Here is a 15,455-nt window from a genome sequence, read left to right as displayed (position 1 = left end):
GCTCGCGGATCCGTTACCCAGAGTTGCGCGCGCTCCGGTTACGCCCCCTGGACCCCGGCCCGGGCCACCTCGCCCACGTCCTTCAGTTCGGGGAGCGACCAGCACATCTGCATCACCCGCTTGGCCTGGGCGTCCGGCAGGATCCCGGCGGCGAGGTCGGTGAACTTCGCCTCCAGCTGCGCGTCCGACATCGGCGTCTCGACGCTGCCGATCGCGTGCTCGATCCGGCGGTGGAAGCTGCGCCCGTCGTTCAGCGTCACGGTCATGTCGACCTGCGCGGCGTCGATGCCCGGGGTGATCACCGGCATCACCTTCTGGCGCAGAGCCACGACGCGCGGGTCGTTCACGGCCCTGTCGCTGAACTGCTTCTCGCCGCCCGCGCCCTCCACGAGGGCGATCGCGGCCGCGTGGTAGATGCTGAACTTGCCCTCCAGGCCGGTCTTCGGCGCGGTCTTGCCGGTCAGCTCGAGCACCAGCGGGTGGACCTTGAGGTCGACCCGGGCGATGTCCTCCGGCCGGACGTGGTCCTGATCGCGGATCTGCACGCCGGCATCGATCGTCGGGTGCATGACGATCCCGCAGGCGAACGGCTTGTAGGTGTTGAGCAGGGCCTCGTAGCGGGTGCCGAGGCCGTCGGTGATCTCGGACCAGTCCTGCTTTGTCGAGATGGTGTTGGCCCAGCCGCGCTTGGCCTCGATCATGCCGTCCGACGACGTGAAGCCCTTCGCGGCCAGGATCGCCGCGAACAGGCCGTTCGAGGCCGCCCGGCCCGGGTTGAAGCTCTTGTTCATCGAGCCGAACGATTCGCGCAGGCCCACCGGCTGCGAGGCGGCGAGCCCCAGCGCGTAGACCATCTGCTGCTCGGTCAGCCCCATCAGCTTGCCGACTGCCGCAGCGGCGCCGAACGGCCCGCAGGTGCCCGTGATGTGCCAGCCGGCATCGTAGTGGTTCGGGTAGACCGCGTTGCCGATCCGGCACTCGGTCTCGATTCCGACCACCAGCGCGTCGAGGAAGTCCTTGCCCGAGACCGGCTTCATCTGGGCATAGGCCAGGATCGCCGACGCGACCGGCCCGGCCGGATGGATGATCGTCTTGAGGTGGGTGTCGTCAAAGTCGAAGATGTGGCTCGCCACGCCGCTCAGGAAAGCCGCGTTCATGATGTCGAATCGCTCCGACCGGCCGAACAGCCCGGCCTGCGGCGGCCCCGAGAACGGCTGCAGCGCCGAGACCGCCACGTCCACGGTCTCGTGGTGCGAGCCGCCGATCGCCACGCCGACCCAGTTGAGGAAGCTGCGCACGCCCTCACGGCGGACCGTTTCGGGCAGGGTGTCGTAGGACGAGGCCAGGATCCACTGCGCGAGGATTTTCGTAACGGGCGGCGGCGCCTTGGCGGCCGGCGTCTTCGCGGGGTCGACGGCCTCGGCGGCCTGCACCCCTTGCACGGCCGGCGCCGCCAGGGCGAGGCTTGCGGCGCCGATGAGCGCGCGGCGATTGAAGGTCATGGCGTTCTCCCTCGGGGGCGTCCGCAGACGGCGGCCCTGTTGGTCGACACGATACTGAATAAAGCTCGGGTCCGTCAGGGGGGAACGTTTCGTATCCGCGCGCAGGCCCCGCCTGTCCCTGCGCGCAAGGCGCATGAGCGGACTGTGACCCGGGACCCGGCGCACGACGACGCGCAGCGTCCGTGGGGTTCAGCGACGGTGCCGCGGCACGGCGCTCTGCGTGCTGGGTCCCGGATCACCGTCCCCTGACGGGTCCGGCGTCCGGGAAAGGGTGCGGTTCATCGGCCGGGGTGGCGAAGCCGGTCGTCCCTCACACCAGCACCGGCAGCGCGTCCTGCTCGCCGACCCCAAACACCCGGCGGTAGCGGGCGATCTCGTCCTCCGGTCCCTGCGCCTTGGTGGGGTTGTCGGACAGCTTGACGGTGGGGCGGCCGTTCGCCTCCACGACCTTGCAGACCACCGAGACCGGATCGAGTTTGCCGTCCGGCAGGAGGCCGCGGAAATCGTTGGTGAGCAGGGTGCCCCAGCCGTAGCCGATGCGCATGCGCCCGTGGAAATGGGCGTGGATGCGCTCGATCTCGTCGATGTCGAGGCCGTCGGAGAAGATCGCGAGTTTGTCCGCGGGATCGTAGCCGCGCTCTCGCCAGAACCGGATCACCTCCTCGCCGCCCGCGATCGGGTCCTTCGAGTCGATGCGGATCCCGGTCCAGTCGCTCACCCAGTCCGGGGCGTTCGCCAGGAAGCCGGTGGTGCCGTAGGTGTCGGGCAGGATGACCCGCAGGTTGCCGTCGTAATCCTCCTGCCAGTCTGCCAGCACCGCGTAGGGCGCGGCGGCCAGCGCCGCATCGTCCTCGGCGAGCGCCGCGTAGACCATCGGCAATTCGTGGGCGTTGGTGCCCACGGGCTCGACCTCCTGCCGCGCCGCGATCAGGCAGTTCGAGGTGCCCAGGAATGCGGGGCCAAGTCCCTCGGCCATCGCCTGAACGCACCAATCCTGCCACAGGAAGCCGTGGCGCCGCCGCGTGCCGAAATCCGCCACCGACAGGTCCGGCAACCGCTGCAGCCGCTGGATCTTCTCCCAGACCCGGGTCATGGCGCGCGCGTAGAGCACCTGCAGGTCGAGCTTGCCAAGGCCGCGCAGCACCGCGCGCGCGCGGAGTTCGTTGAGGATCGCGAGCGCCGGGACCTCCCACATCGTGGTCTCGATCCAGGGACCGTGGAAGGTCAGCTCGTACTGGCCGTCATGGACCGCGAGCTCGTAGTCCGGCAACTGGAAGCCCTCGAACCACGCGACGAATTCGGGGCCCAGGATCCGCCCCTGGCCGCGGAACACGTTGCCGCGCAGCCAGGTCACTTCGCCCTTGCTGAGCCGCAGGCTGCGGGCGTGGTCGAGCTGCTCGCGCAGCAGCCCGGCATCGACCTCGTCGGCGATGCGGATGCGCTTGGTGCGGTTGGTGATCCCGAAGGTGGTGTCGATCTGTGGATGCCGGCGCAGGATCGTCTGCGCCATCAGCAGCTTGTAGAAATCGGTGTCGAGCAGGGACCGCACGATCGGGTCGATGCGGAAGCTGTGATCGTAGACCCGCTTCGCCAGATCAATCATGCCGTTCGGACTCTTTCACGCGCGCCACCGGCGCAGAGCGCATGCCGCAAGCCGTGACGTCAAGAAGAAGGGCGGCCCGCCGATCTGGCGCGCCGCCCCGTCATCCGCATCGCCAAGTCACACGAGATCAGGCGAGGTCGACCTTCTTGGTCTCGGTCTTGGGGCTTTCGCCGGTGAGCGAGGCCTTCACGTAGCCGTAGAGATGCAGCATCGTGCTGTTAGGGCTGTCCCAGTACTCGCCCTTCTCCGGGTGGACGCGGATCAGCGCGACCTCGGGATCGTTCTTGCCGTTGGGGAACCAGGTCTTCAGGCTCTCATTCCACTTCTCGTCGATCTTGGCCTGATCGCGCACGATCTCGGCCTTGCCGGCGACCGACACGTAGGTCTGGCTCGACGGGTCGGAGTAGGCCAGGTTGATCTGGTTGTCCTTGCTGATCTCGGCCGTCTTGGGCGAGTGCAGCTTGGTGAAAAACCACAGGTCGCCGTTCTCGTCGGCGTCGTTGTTCCACATCGGGCGGCTGTTGAGCGTTCCGTCGGCATCGACGGTGGTCATCATGGCGATCTTCACGTCCTTGACCAGCTCGAACAGCTTCTTCGCGCCCTCGTGGTCGCGGTGGTTGCCCTGATGCATGAAACCGATCTCCTTAACTGTCGCCGACGTGGCGTTCGAGTCGCGCGGGCAGCCCCCTCCAGGAAGGCCCCGCCCGCAAGTCGCCTCGACAACGGGCGAAGGCCCGCTTGGTTCAGGTGGTTTCGGGATGGGGGCAATCGGGCGGTGGACGGCCCGCTCAGGCTTGGCCGTGGTGGCCGCTCGGGTCTGGCCGGCCATCGCACCGGCCCGGGCCGAGATCGGGTCCGGCGCAGGCGTCCGGATGGGCCGCTCCGATTCCCGGGCGTTGAAGATCAGGCTGCCCGAGTCGCGACCGAACGCGGAGGCCGGTCGCGCGGGGCCGCGGCGTGGAGGTTTGACGCCAGGGTCTGGTGTTCTCGCCTGGCTTAGTTACATGCAGCGGGAACGAGACCTGCTTTCCCCCGGTGGAGGACGATTTGGCGATCACCCGCGACGACGTGCTGCGCGCGCTCCAATCCGTCACCGTCGATGCCGCCGGCACCACCCTGCCCGGCTCCGGCCGGCTCTCTCAGGTCGTGGTCGATCCCAATAACCGCGTGATGTTCTCGATCCTGGTCGATCCGAGCGAGGCCGAACGGTTCGAGCCGGTGCGGCGACAGGCGGAGGGGCGCATCCTGCAGATGCCGGGCGTCTCGGGGGTGTTCGCGAGCCTGACCTCGGAGCGCGGTCCGGGCATGCCCGCACAGAGCGACGCCGCGCCCCGCCCGGTGACGCCGCCGCCGGTCGCGCCGCCGCGGCCCGGCGCGCCCCCGAACCAGGGTCCGCAAATCGCGGGCGTGCGCCACATCGTGGCGGTCGCCTCCGGCAAGGGCGGCGTCGGCAAGTCCACCACCGCCTGCAACCTCGCGCTGGCCCTGCAGGCCCAGGGATTGAAGGTCGGCCTGCTCGATGCCGACATCTACGGGCCGTCCGTACCGAAGCTGTTCGGCCTGTCGGGCAAGCCGACCGTCGTCGACAACAAGTCCATGGAGCCGATGGTCGGCTACGGGCTGAAGGTCATGTCGATCGGCTTCCTGATCGAGCCCGAGACGGCGATGATCTGGCGCGGGCCGATGGTGCAGTCGGCGATCACCCAGATGCTGCGCGACGTGCTGTGGGGCGAACTCGACGTGCTCATCGTCGACATGCCGCCCGGCACCGGCGACGCCCAGCTGACCATGGCCCAGGCGACCCCGCTCTCGGGCGCCGTGATCGTCTCGACGCCCCAGGACTTGGCGCTGATCGACGCCCGGCGGGGCGTGACCATGTTCAAGAAGGTCGCGGTCCCGATCCTCGGGGTGATCGAGAACATGGCGACCTTCGTCTGCCCGAATTGCGGCCACGCCTCGCACATCTTCGGGCATGGCGGCGCCCGCATCGAGGCGCAGCGCCTGGGCGTGCCGTTCCTCGGCGAGGTGCCGCTCGACATGACGATTCGCGAGACCTCGGATTCCGGCCGGCCCGTGGTGGCGACCGATCCGGACGGCCCCCACGCCAAGGTCTACCGCGACATCGCCGCGTCCCTGTGGGCGAACCTCTCGGGTGCCCCGGCCGGGCGCACCGCGCCGAGGATCGTCATCGAGTGAGTGTCTCCCGGTGGATCGCCCGCACGTCCTGGGCCTGATCCTCGCCGGCGGCCTCGGCCGCCGGATGGGCGGGGTCGACAAGCCGCTGATGCGGCTGGTTGGCCGGACGCTTCTCGACCGCGTCGTGGAGAGGCTCGCCCCGCAATGCGGCGCGGGTCTGGCCTTGAGCGCCAACGGCGACCCGGATCGGTTCGCCGGGTTTCCGGGGCCGATCCTGCCCGATCCCGTGCCGGGGCTCCCGGGTCCCTTGGCCGGCCTGCTGGCGGGTCTGGACTTCGCCGCCGTGCGGCACCCGGACGTCACCCATGTGCTGAGTGCCCCCGGGGACGCCCCGTTCCTGCCGGACGATCTCGCCATGCGGCTCGAACCGGCCCTGCGGGACGCGCCGATCGCCCTCGCCGCCTCGGGCGCGCGCGCGCATTACACGGTGGCGCTCTGGCCGGTCGGGCTGCGGGCGGATCTGCGCCGCGCTCTGGTGGAGCGGGACGAGCGGCGGGTCGGGGCGTTCATCGCGCGCCACGGCGCGGCGACCGTCTCCTGGCCGACGGAGCCCCTGGATCCGTTCTGCAATCTCAACGCGCCCGACGACATGGCGGCTGCCGAGGCCGCGATCCTGGCCGGCCTCGGGCGCGGCTGAGCCCGGCCTCAGGCCCGGCGCGCTTGCCAGCGTGGATAGAGGATGCCGAGGGCGAGGCCCCCGAGGACGAGACCGGCCGCGCCGAGCTTCCAGCCCGGCAGCGTCTCACCGAGCCAGACGGCGGATCCGGCCATCCCGAAGACCGGTACCAGCAGCGCGATCGGGACGATGCGCGCGGCGGGGTGGCGGGAGAGCAGCCATCCCCAGACGGCGTAGCCGAACAAGGTATTGCCCACGGTTTGCCAGATCACCGCCCCCCAGGTCGCCGCATCGGCATTCTGGAGGCCGGCGCGGATCGCATCCCAGCCTTCGAGCAGGAAGGACAGCGCGAAGAGCGGCGGCGCGGAGAACAGGCTGGCCCAGACCACGTAGGGCAGCATCGCGCGGACGCCGCTGCGCTTCGCCGCGACGTTGCCGCCGGCCCAGCTCGCCGCCGCGAGGACGATGAGGCCGAGGCCAAAGGGCGTCGTGGCCCCGTCGGCATGCAGCGCGATCACGCCGATGCCGGCCGCCGCCAGTGCCAGGGCGGCCCATTGGTAGCCAAGGACCCGCTCGCCGGTGAGCCGGATCGACAATCCGATCGTGAAGAACACTTGGACCTGGATCACCAGCGACGCGAGGCCGGGGGTGATGTGGCCGCGCATGGCGATGAACAGGAGCCCGAACTGCCCGGCCCCGATCAGCAGCCCGTAGGCGGCGAGATTGCGCCAGGCGACGTTGGGCCGGGGCATGAGGAACACGCCAGGGCACGCCGCCAGCGTGAAGCGCAGCGCCGCGAACAGCAGCGGCGGCAGGTGGTCGAGCCCGATCCGGATCACCACGAAGTTGGTACCCCAGACGGCGACCACCGCGACGGCGAGGCAGAGGTCCCGAAGCGGAAGCGTGGCGGTTTCCATGGCGCGGCAACCTCACAGGCCGCGCGCGTCTTGCCAAGGGACAATCGTCCCATCGGTACGCGGACGTGTCCGCCCGGGCGGGCGGACACGTCCGGTCGTTTCAGGCCGCTTCGCCGACCGTCGCCTTCACGATCTTGTCCGGGGAGCGCGGCGGCTCGCCCTTGTTGATCGTGTCGACCACGTCCATGCCGTCCACGACCTTGCCCCAGACCGTGTACTGCTTGTCGAGGAAGCGCGCGTCGTCGAAGCAGATGAAGAACTGCGAGTTCGCCGAGTGCGGGAAGTTGGTGCGGGCCATCGAGCAGGTGCCGCGCACGTGCGGCTCGGCGTTGAACTCGGCCTTCAGGTCCGGCAGCTCGGAGCCGCCCGAGCCGGTGCCGGTCGGATCGCCGGTCTGGGCCATGAAGCCGTCGATGACCCGGTGGAACGGCACGCCGTCGTAGAAGCCCTGGGCGGCCAGCGTCTTGATCCGCTCGACATGGCCCGGGGCGAGGTCGGGGCGCAGCCCGATCACGACGCGGCCCTTGGTGGTCTCGAGGATGAGGTTTTCGGTGTCGGCCATGGTAGGTCCTTCCTGTTGGTGAGAATGTAGCGGCGCCCACCCGATCCGGCGAGCGCGGCGAAACGGTCAGGCCGGCGGGCGGTAGACGAACCGCAGGGCTACGGGCCGCCCCGCGATCGCCCGGCCGAGGCCCGGGGTGATCCGCGCCGGCATGCACCCGGTGAGCGCGTCCAGGGTCGCCCGCACCAGGCTGCGGCGCCGGCCGGTCTGGAAACCCGCGGCGTAGGTGATGCGCGGGCGGCCAATCAGGCTGCCGTCGCGCCGGAGCGACAGCCGCGCGGTGATCTCGATATCGGCTGCCCCGCCGTCGGGCCGCCCCAGCCCTGCCGGCGGCTGCCAGCAGGCCGCCAGCACCGGGTAGAGTTCGGCCAGGGTATCGGCCGCCCGGGCCGGCCGATGCGCGAGCGGTACCGCGACGGTGCCGCGCAGGGTCTGCGGCAGGCTCAGCGGATAACCGCCGCCGGGCGCGTACGCGTAGCCGCCATAGGCTGAGACGCCATCATAGGCGCGCGCCGTCGCCGGGGCGAGGGCGAGCGCGCCGAGGAGGGCCAGCCGGTGCCACATCGGCGAGGGGCTACTTGGCCTTCTCGGCCAAGGTCATGCGGACGATCTTGTCCGGATCCTGCACGGCGCCGCCCGGGGCGCCGGGGGCGGCCTTCTTGATCCTGTCGAGCACGTCGAGCCCGTCCGTGACGTTGCCCACGACGGTGTACTGCTTGTTCAGGAACGGCGCGTCGCCGAGGCAGATGAAGAACTGCGAGTTGGCCGAGTTCGGATCCGAAGAGCGGGCCATGCCCACGGTGCCGCGGCGGAACTCGGCCGTCTGCGAAAACTCGCCCGGGATGTTCGGCAGGCTGGAGCCGCCGGTGCCGTTGCCCTTCGGGTCGCCGGTCTGGGCCATGAAGCCGTCGATCACCCGGTGGAACTTCAGGCCGTCGTAGAAGCCCTGGCCGACCAGCGTCTTGATCTGCTTCACGTGCTTCGGGGCGAGGTCCGGCCGCAACGCGATGGTGATGCGCCCGTCCTTGGTGTCGAGAAAGACCGTGTTGGCGTCGGCGGCCCGGGCGGCCGGGACGGAGCCGAGCGTGAGGGCGAGCGCGAGGAGGGCGTGGCGGCGATTCATCGGGTTCCTTCCAGAAAGGTCAGAGGATCAGGCTGTGGTGGCGAAGCGCTGCCGGAGGCGGTCGGCGACGGCCGCCGGCACGAAGGGCGAGACATCCCCACCCATGCCGGCGATCTGGCGCACCAGCGTCGCGGTGATCGGGCGCGCCTGCGTCGAGGCGGGCAGGAACACGGTCTGCACCTCCGGCGCCATGGCGCCGTTCATGCCCGCGAGCTGCATCTCGTAGTCGAGATCCGTGCCATCGCGCAGGCCGCGTATGAAGATCGACGCCCCGCAGCGCCGGGCCGCCGACACCGCGAGGTCGGCGAACGTCGCGATCTCCAGCGTCGCGCCCTCGGCCTGGGCCACCGGCCCGCAGGTCTCGGCGAGCAGGGCGGCGCGCTCCTCCGCGGAGAACAGCGGCGCCTTGCCGGGATGGACGCCGATGGCGATCACGAGGCGGTCCACCAGCCGGCAGGCTTGGCGGACCACGTCGAGATGGCCGTTCGTGACCGGATCGAACGAGCCGGCATAGAGGGCGGTGCGCGTCATCGCGGCCCGACCTAGAGCATTTTTGCGCGCGACGGAACCTCGGGCTGTGCGGGCCGAAGCCTCACACCTCTTCGGTGCCGTCCTCGGTGCCGTCCTCCGGACCAGCCTCGATGCCGCTCTCCAGGCCGGCCTCGGCGCTGCCCTCGTCCTCTCCCACGATGTGCTCGACCGACACGACCTTCTCGTCCTTGGCGGTGTTGAACACGGTGACGCCCTGCGAGGCGCGGCCGACGATGCGGATGTCGTCCACCGGCACCCGGATGAGCTGTCCGCGGTCGGTGACCAGCATGATCTGGTCCGTCGCCTCCACCGGGAAGGAGCCCACGAGGCTGCCGTTGCGGTCGTTGACCCGCATGGCCGTGATGCCCTTACCGCCGCGGCCCGAGGTCCGGTACTCGAACGACGAGGACCGCTTGCCGTAGCCCCGTTCGGACAGGGTGAGCACGTATTGCTCTGCCCCGCCCATCTCGGCGTAGCGCTCCTGCGAGATCGCGGCGGCCTCCGCGCCGTCCTCGGCCTCGACCTCGGCGCCCTCCTCCACCTCGCCAGTGACGGCGCGGCGCATCTTCAGGTAGCCGGTCCGCTCCTCGGCGCTGGCGTCGAAGGCGTTCAGGATCGTCATCGAGATGACCCGGTCGTCCTTGGCCAGCAGGATGCCGCGCACGCCGGTCGAGTCGCGGCCCTTGAAGACGCGCACGTCCTCGACGGGGAAGCGGATGCACTGCCCCATCGCGGTCGTCAGCAGCACGTTCTGGTCCGGCCGGCAGATCTCGACATGGACGATGTGATCGCCCGGATCGAGCTTCATGGCGATCTTGCCGTTGCGGTTCACCTGGACGAAGTCCGACAGCTTGTTGCGCCGGACGTTGCCGCTCGCGGTGGCGAACATCACGTCGAGAGTTTCCCAGGACGCCTCGTCCTCGGGCAGCGGCATGATCGTGGTGATGCGCTCGGAGGTGTCCTGCAGCTGCAGGATGTTCACCAGCGCCTTGCCGCGGGCGTTCGGAGCGGCCATCGGCAGGCGCCAGACCTTCTCCTTGTAGGCCTGGCCCTGGCTGGAGAAGAACAGCACCGGCGTGTGGGTGTTGGCCACGAACAGGCGGGTGACGAAATCCTCGTCGCGGGTCGCCATGCCCGAGCGGCCCTTTCCGCCCCGGCGCTGGGCCCGGTAGGTCGAGAGCGGCACGCGCTTGACGTAGCCGGCATGGGACACGGTCACGACCATGTCCTCGCGGGCGATCAGGTCCTCGTCCTCGACGCTCGAATCGAAGTCGACGATCTCGGTCCGGCGCGGGGTGGCGAATTGCTGCCGGACCTCGATCAGCTCGTCCGTCACGATCGCCTGGATGCGGGCGCGTGAGCGCAGGATGTCCAGGTAGTCGGCGATCTCGTCGGCGAGCGACTTCAGCTCGTCCCCGACCTCGTCGCGGCCAAGCGCCGTGAGGCGCTGCAGGCGCAGGTCGAGGATGGCGCGGGCCTGGGTCTCGGACAGGCGATAGGTGCCGTCCTCGGCGACCCGGTGGCGCGGGTCGTCCACGAGCGCGATCAGCGGCGCGATGTCGTGGGCCGGCCAGTCGCGGGCCATCAGGGCCTCGCGGGCGGTGTTCGGGTCCGGCGAGGTGCGGATCAGGCGGATGACCTCGTCGATGTTGGCGACCGCGATGGCCAAGCCGCACAACACGTGGGCGCGCTCGCGGGCCTTGCCGAGCAGGAACTTGGTGCGCCGGGAGACGACCTCCTCGCGGAAGTCGACGAAGGCCTGGAGCAGGTCCTTCAGGTTCATCAGCTCCGGCCGGCCGCCGTTGAGGGCGACCATGTTGCAGCCGAAGGAAGATTGCAGCGGTGTGAACCGGTAGAGCTGGTTCAGCACCACCTCGGCCATGGCGTCGCGCTTGATCTCGACCACGATGCGCATGCCGCTGCGGTCGGATTCGTCGCGCAGGTCCGAGATGCCCTCGACCCGCTTCTCCTTCACCAGCTCGGCGATCTTCTCGACCAGCGTCGCCTTGTTCACCTGATACGGGATCTCGGTGAAGATCAGCGCCTCGCGCTCCTTGCGCAGCTCCTCGACATGCGACTTGGCGCGCATGATCACCGAGCCGCGGCCGGTGGCGTAGGCCTGCCGGGTGCCGGCGCGGCCGAGGATCATCCCGCCCGTCGGGAAGTCCGGCCCGGGAACGATCTCGGTCAGCTGCTCGATGGTCAGCCCGGGATCGCCGATCAGCGCCACGCAGGCGTCGATCAGCTCACCCAGATTGTGCGGCGGGATGTTGGTCGCCATGCCGACCGCGATGCCGCCGGCGCCGTTGGCCAGGAGGTTCGGGAACCGGGCCGGGAGGACCTTAGGCTCCTCGCGCGATTCGTCGTAGTTCGGCTGGAAGTCGACGGTGTTCTTGTCGATGTCGGAGAGCAGCGCGGTCGCGGGCTTGGCCAGGCGCGATTCGGTGTAGCGCATGGCCGCCGGCGGATCGCCGTCGACCGAGCCGAAATTGCCCTGCCCGTCGATGAGCATCAGGCGCATGGAGAAATCCTGCGCCATCCGCACCAAGGCGTCGTAGATCGATTGGTCGCCGTGCGGGTGGTACAGACCGATCACGTCGCCCACGATGCGGGCCGACTTGACGTATTTCCGCTCCGGCAGGTGCCCGGATTCGAAGGCGGAATAGAGGATGCGCCGGTGCACCGGCTTCAGGCCGTCGCGCGCGTCGGGAAGCGCGCGACTCACGATCACGCTCATGGCGTAATCGAGGTACGAGCGGCGCATCTCGTCGGTGATGGAGACGGGGCGAATGTCGCTGGCGGGCGGGGGAGCGCCAGTCGGATCGGTCTCGGCCAAGGAAGTATCCGTTATCGGGCCCGGAGGGGCGGTGCTGGCGACCGTCCGGATGGCGCGCGGGGCGCCCGGACGGCCTTGCGGAACAGCAGTGATATCAGGTGGTTAAATAAGCTTTTCCGGGCCCGGACACAAGGCCGCGCCCCGGCCCGATCCGGCCGGGGCGCGCGCTGCACGCGTCAGTAGAACGTCGGGTGCCGCGGGCCGAAATGCCGGCGGTACGCGACGGGGCGCCGGTGCCAGTGATGGCGGTGCCAATGGTGGCGGCGGTGCCAGTGATGGCGCCGGTGGTGCCAGTGCCGCCGCCAGTGATGGCGCCGGTGCCAGTGGCGCCGGTAATGCCACCGGGCGAGCTGCACCGTCGGGGCGGGGGCTGCCGCCTCGGCGGTCGCCGGGACCGGCAGGGGCGCCGCGCGCGCCGGGGCGTCGGCGAAGCCCCCGATCAGCGCAGCGAGCAGGACCAGGATAGGCCAGGGTCGCATCGTCTCTCTCCCGTTTGAGGACCCGGAGCGTCCAGCCGATCCGGGCCGGCGCGATCCGTGCGCCGTCGGCAGGAACCGCCAAGGTGGGCAAACGGTTCGATCCGGTCTGACTGCGCAGACGGTTGGGCCCTGCTGTCCCGGTTCCCTTGCGCCGGCCGCCGGAACGCCCACCTCGGGCGGAAGCACCTCCGCGTCCCGCCTTTCCCGAAGAGCCTCCATGCCGTTCGCCCTCCCCGACGCCCTCCGGGCTTTCCTGCCGCGCCGCTTCCGCGACCGCCGCCCGCGGGTCGCCGTGGTCCGGCTGTCCGGCACGATTGGGGCGGTCTCGCCGATCCGCCCGGGGCTCTCGATCGGCGGCGTCGCCGGCAGCCTGGAGCGGGCCTTCACGATGCCGGGGATCAAGGCGGTGGCGATCGTGATCAACTCGCCGGGCGGCGCCCCGGCGCAGTCGCACCTGATCCACCGCCGCATCCGGGCCCTGGCCGACGAGAAGAAGCTCCCGGTCGTGGCCTTCGTCGAGGATGTGGCGGCGTCGGGCGGCTACATGATCGCCTGCGCGGCCGACGAGATCGTCGCCGACCCGACCTCGATCGTCGGATCGATCGGGGTGGTCTCGGCCGGCTTCGGCTTCCAGGGTCTCCTGGAGAAGATCGGCATCGAGCGTCGGGTGCACACCCAGGGCGAAGCCAAGTCGATGCTCGACCCGTTCCGCCCGGAGGACCCCGCCGATGTCGCGCGCCTGAAGCGTCTCCAGGCCGACATCCAGGACCTGTTCACCGGCCTCGTCACGAGCCGGCGCCCAACCCTGTCGACGTCGGAAAACCTGTTCACCGGCGCGGTCTGGACCGGGCGTCAGGCGGTCGGCCTCGGGCTGGTCGACGCGCTGGGCGATATCCGCTCGACCATGCGGGCGCGCTTCGGCGACACGGTCGACCTGCGGCTCGTGGCCGAGGCCCGGGGCGGGTTCCTGTCCCGCCTGCTGCGCCGGGGCGGGGCCCCGGGCGGCATCGCCGAGGAGGCGGTGGCCGCGTTGGAGGAACGCGCGGCCTTCGCCCGCTTCGGGCTCTGACGCCGGGGGCGCCTCAGCCCCGTCCGGCGCGCCGGGCCGAGACCCGCGCCAGGGCGGCCAGATCCTTCTCGCCGTCGCCCTGGCTGATCGCCTCGATCAACCCGTCGCGCAGGACGCTGGCGAACGGCATCGGCACGCCCGCGCCCTCCGCCGCCTGGAGCGCCAGCCGCACGTCCTTGGCGCCGAGCCTCAATCCGAAGCCCGGCGGCTCGTAGCGGTTCTGGGCGATCGAGGCGCCGTAGCCCTTGTAGACCGGCGAAGCGAACAGCGTATTGGTCATCAGGTCGAGGAAGTCGGCGCCCGCGACCCCGTGGCCTTCGGTCAGCGCGCAGGCCTCGCCCATGGCCTCGATCGCCGAGATCAGCATGAAGTTGCCCGCGAGCTTGACCGCGTTGGCCCGTGACGGTTCGTCGCCGAAGGGCCAGGTCTTGGCGCCCATGGCGTCGAGCAGCGGCGCGGCGCGCTCGAGCGCGGTCGCCGCGCCGGCCGCCACGATGTTGAGCTTGCCGGCCTCGGCCACGTCCGGCCGCCCGAAGACCGGTGCGGAGACGTAAGGAACGCCCGCCCGCTCGTGGATTGCGGCGAGCTGCCGGGCGAGCGCCACCGAGATCGTGCTCATGCCGATATGCACGCCGGGGCGCTCCGGCTGGTCGAGCAGGCCGCCGGCCACGATCACCGACTCAAGGGCCGCGTCGTCGGCCAGCATGGTGACGACGGCATCCCCGGCGAACGCCTCCGCGGCGCTCGCCACCGGGGTCACGCCCTCGATGCCGCGGGCGCCCTCGGGCGAGCGGTTCCAGGCCCGGACCCGGTGGCCCGCCCGCGCGAGGTTGGCGGCCATGCCGCGGCCCATCCGCCCCAATCCGATGAATCCGACGTCCATGCCGCGCTCCTCGCTGTCGTTGCCGCCGTGCCGACCCGGGCCGGGCCCCGACGGCGCAGGCGGGGATTTGTCCCGATCGCCGGGCATGGCAAGCTCGCGCCATGCTGCGCAACCGCATCACAGACATTCCGGGCCTGCGGGTCGGCCACGCCGGCGACCCGACGGTCGCCAGCGGGGTCACCGCGATCCTGTTCGACGCGCCCGTCATCGCCTCCGTGGACGTGCGCGGCGGCGGCCCCGGCACCCGCGAGACCGACCTGCTCGATCCCGAGCGCACGGTGGAGCGGATCGACGCCCTGGTCCTCTCGGGCGGCTCGGTCTTCGGGCTCGACGCGGGCGCGGGCGTGACCGCGTGGCTCGCCGAGGCCGGACGCGGCTTTCCGGTCGGCCCGCTGCGGGTGCCGATCGTGCCGGGGGCGGTCCTGTTCGACCTGCTCAACGGCGGCGACAAGGATTGGGGCCGCTACCCGCCCTATCGCGAGCTGGGTTTCCTGGCGGCCGCTGCCGCGTCGGACGACTTCGCCCTGGGCTCCATGGGGGCCGGCACGGGCGCGCGCACCGGAAACCTGAAGGGCGGGATCGGCTCGGCCTCGGCGACGGTGTCGGGCACCGGTTTCACGGTCGGCGCGCTGGCGGCGGTCAACGCTTTCGGCCGCGCCACAATCGGCGGTGGGCCGCATTTCTGGGCCGCGCCGTTCGAGGTGGGCGACGAGTTCGGCGGCCTCGGCTCCCCCGCCCGGGTGCCGGCGGATTCCCTCGCCTTCCCGGCCCGGATCCTGCCCGGCTCGGCCACGACGCTCGCGGTGGTCGCCACCGATGCCGCCCTGACCAAGGCCCAGTGCCGGCGCCTCGCGGTGGCCGCGCAGGACGGCCTCGCCCGCGCCCTGGTCCCGGTCCATACACCCCTCGACGGCGACCTCGTCTTCGCGGTGGCGACCGGCACCGTGCCGCTGGGCGATCCGGTGGCCGATCTCGCCCGCCTGGGCGACGCCGCCGCGCGGGTGCTGGCCCGGAGCGTGGCGATCGGCGTGTTCTCAGCGCATAGCCTGCCTGGGCTGGCGCCCGCACCGCCGCTGTCGGTCATGGGCCTGCCGCCGGCCTGGCGCGATCGTTTCGGTGGGGGATGAGACCAGCGCGG

At 70.8% G+C, this 15,455-nt stretch carries 15 protein-coding genes; 4 read left to right on the top strand and 11 right to left on the bottom strand.

Annotated elements, in window-relative coordinates; translation table 11 throughout:
* Nucleotides 1–38: 38 nt before the first annotated feature.
* The 3 genes from ACYQPG_RS14315 to ACYQPG_RS14305 form a co-directional block, all read right to left on the bottom strand.
* Entirely contained in the window at nt 39–1,502 is a 1,464-nt protein-coding gene (locus tag ACYQPG_RS14315) for an MmgE/PrpD family protein (RefSeq protein ID WP_461231160.1), read from the bottom strand.
* Nucleotides 1,503–1,812: 310 nt separating this feature from the next.
* Nucleotides 1,813–3,105 carry a nicotinate phosphoribosyltransferase gene (locus ACYQPG_RS14310; protein ID WP_461231159.1) on the bottom strand — a complete coding sequence of 431 codons (1,293 nt, stop codon included), beginning with the start codon at nt 3,103–3,105 and terminating at the stop codon, nt 1,813–1,815.
* Nucleotides 3,106–3,232: 127 nt separating this feature from the next.
* On the bottom strand, nt 3,233–3,736 hold the full coding sequence (locus tag ACYQPG_RS14305) for a pyridoxamine 5'-phosphate oxidase family protein (protein WP_147856598.1): 504 nt from the start codon (nt 3,734–3,736) through the stop codon (nt 3,233–3,235).
* Nucleotides 3,737–4,152: 416 nt separating this feature from the next.
* Here ACYQPG_RS14305 and apbC point away from each other — a divergent pair, with 416 nt between their 5' ends.
* A complete protein-coding gene (apbC, locus tag ACYQPG_RS14300) occupies nt 4,153–5,301 on the top strand; it encodes an iron-sulfur cluster carrier protein ApbC (RefSeq protein ID WP_147939578.1) in 1,149 nt (382 codons plus the stop codon).
* Nucleotides 5,302–5,311: 10 nt separating this feature from the next.
* Entirely contained in the window at nt 5,312–5,938 is a 627-nt protein-coding gene (mobA, locus tag ACYQPG_RS14295) for a molybdenum cofactor guanylyltransferase MobA (RefSeq protein ID WP_419829673.1), read from the top strand.
* Nucleotides 5,939–5,946: 8 nt separating this feature from the next.
* Here mobA and ACYQPG_RS14290 read toward each other — a convergent pair whose 3' ends face one another.
* The 7 genes from ACYQPG_RS14290 to ACYQPG_RS14260 form a co-directional block, all read right to left on the bottom strand.
* Nucleotides 5,947–6,834: an EamA family transporter gene (locus ACYQPG_RS14290; protein WP_461231158.1), complete on the bottom strand. Its 888-nt coding sequence runs from the start codon at nt 6,832–6,834 to the stop codon at nt 5,947–5,949.
* Nucleotides 6,835–6,934: 100 nt separating this feature from the next.
* The gene (locus ACYQPG_RS14285; protein ID WP_147855449.1) at nt 6,935–7,396 is read right to left on the bottom strand and encodes a peptidylprolyl isomerase; all 462 of its coding nucleotides are present in this window, start codon (nt 7,394–7,396) and stop codon (nt 6,935–6,937) included.
* A 66-nt stretch (nt 7,397–7,462) separates the two neighbouring features.
* Entirely contained in the window at nt 7,463–7,960 is a 498-nt protein-coding gene (locus ACYQPG_RS14280; protein ID WP_147909650.1) for a hypothetical protein, read from the bottom strand.
* Nucleotides 7,961–7,970: 10 nt separating this feature from the next.
* The gene (locus tag ACYQPG_RS14275) at nt 7,971–8,519 is read right to left on the bottom strand and encodes a peptidylprolyl isomerase (RefSeq protein WP_147909651.1); all 549 of its coding nucleotides are present in this window, start codon (nt 8,517–8,519) and stop codon (nt 7,971–7,973) included.
* Nucleotides 8,520–8,546: 27 nt separating this feature from the next.
* Nucleotides 8,547–9,050 carry a pantetheine-phosphate adenylyltransferase gene (gene coaD / locus ACYQPG_RS14270; protein ID WP_147909652.1) on the bottom strand — a complete coding sequence of 168 codons (504 nt, stop codon included), beginning with the start codon at nt 9,048–9,050 and terminating at the stop codon, nt 8,547–8,549.
* 61 nt (nt 9,051–9,111) lie between these two features.
* Entirely contained in the window at nt 9,112–11,886 is a 2,775-nt protein-coding gene (gene gyrA / locus ACYQPG_RS14265; protein ID WP_147939553.1) for a DNA gyrase subunit A, read from the bottom strand.
* Nucleotides 11,887–12,062: 176 nt separating this feature from the next.
* A complete protein-coding gene (locus tag ACYQPG_RS14260; RefSeq protein WP_147909654.1) occupies nt 12,063–12,365 on the bottom strand; it encodes a hypothetical protein in 303 nt (100 codons plus the stop codon).
* A gap of 217 nt (nt 12,366–12,582) precedes the next feature.
* Between ACYQPG_RS14260 and ACYQPG_RS14255 the strand changes: the two genes are divergently transcribed.
* Complete coding sequence (locus tag ACYQPG_RS14255; protein ID WP_419829671.1) at nt 12,583–13,434, top strand: S49 family peptidase; 852 nt, start codon at nt 12,583–12,585, stop codon at nt 13,432–13,434.
* Between the two features lie 13 nt (nt 13,435–13,447).
* On the opposite strand, the gene ACYQPG_RS14250 is transcribed toward ACYQPG_RS14255, so the two are convergent.
* Nucleotides 13,448–14,317, bottom strand: coding sequence for an NAD(P)-dependent oxidoreductase (locus tag ACYQPG_RS14250; RefSeq protein ID WP_419829670.1), 870 nt, complete (start codon nt 14,315–14,317; stop codon nt 13,448–13,450).
* 101 nt (nt 14,318–14,418) lie between these two features.
* On the opposite strand from ACYQPG_RS14250, the gene ACYQPG_RS14245 reads away from it, so the two are divergent.
* Nucleotides 14,419–15,444, top strand: coding sequence for a P1 family peptidase (locus ACYQPG_RS14245; RefSeq protein WP_461231157.1), 1,026 nt, complete (start codon nt 14,419–14,421; stop codon nt 15,442–15,444).
* The last annotated feature ends 11 nt before the right edge of the window (nt 15,445–15,455 follow it).

It is taken from the genome of Methylobacterium sp. CM6246, from assembly GCF_054818005.1.
This window is presented reverse-complemented; position numbering and strand designations above follow the sequence as displayed.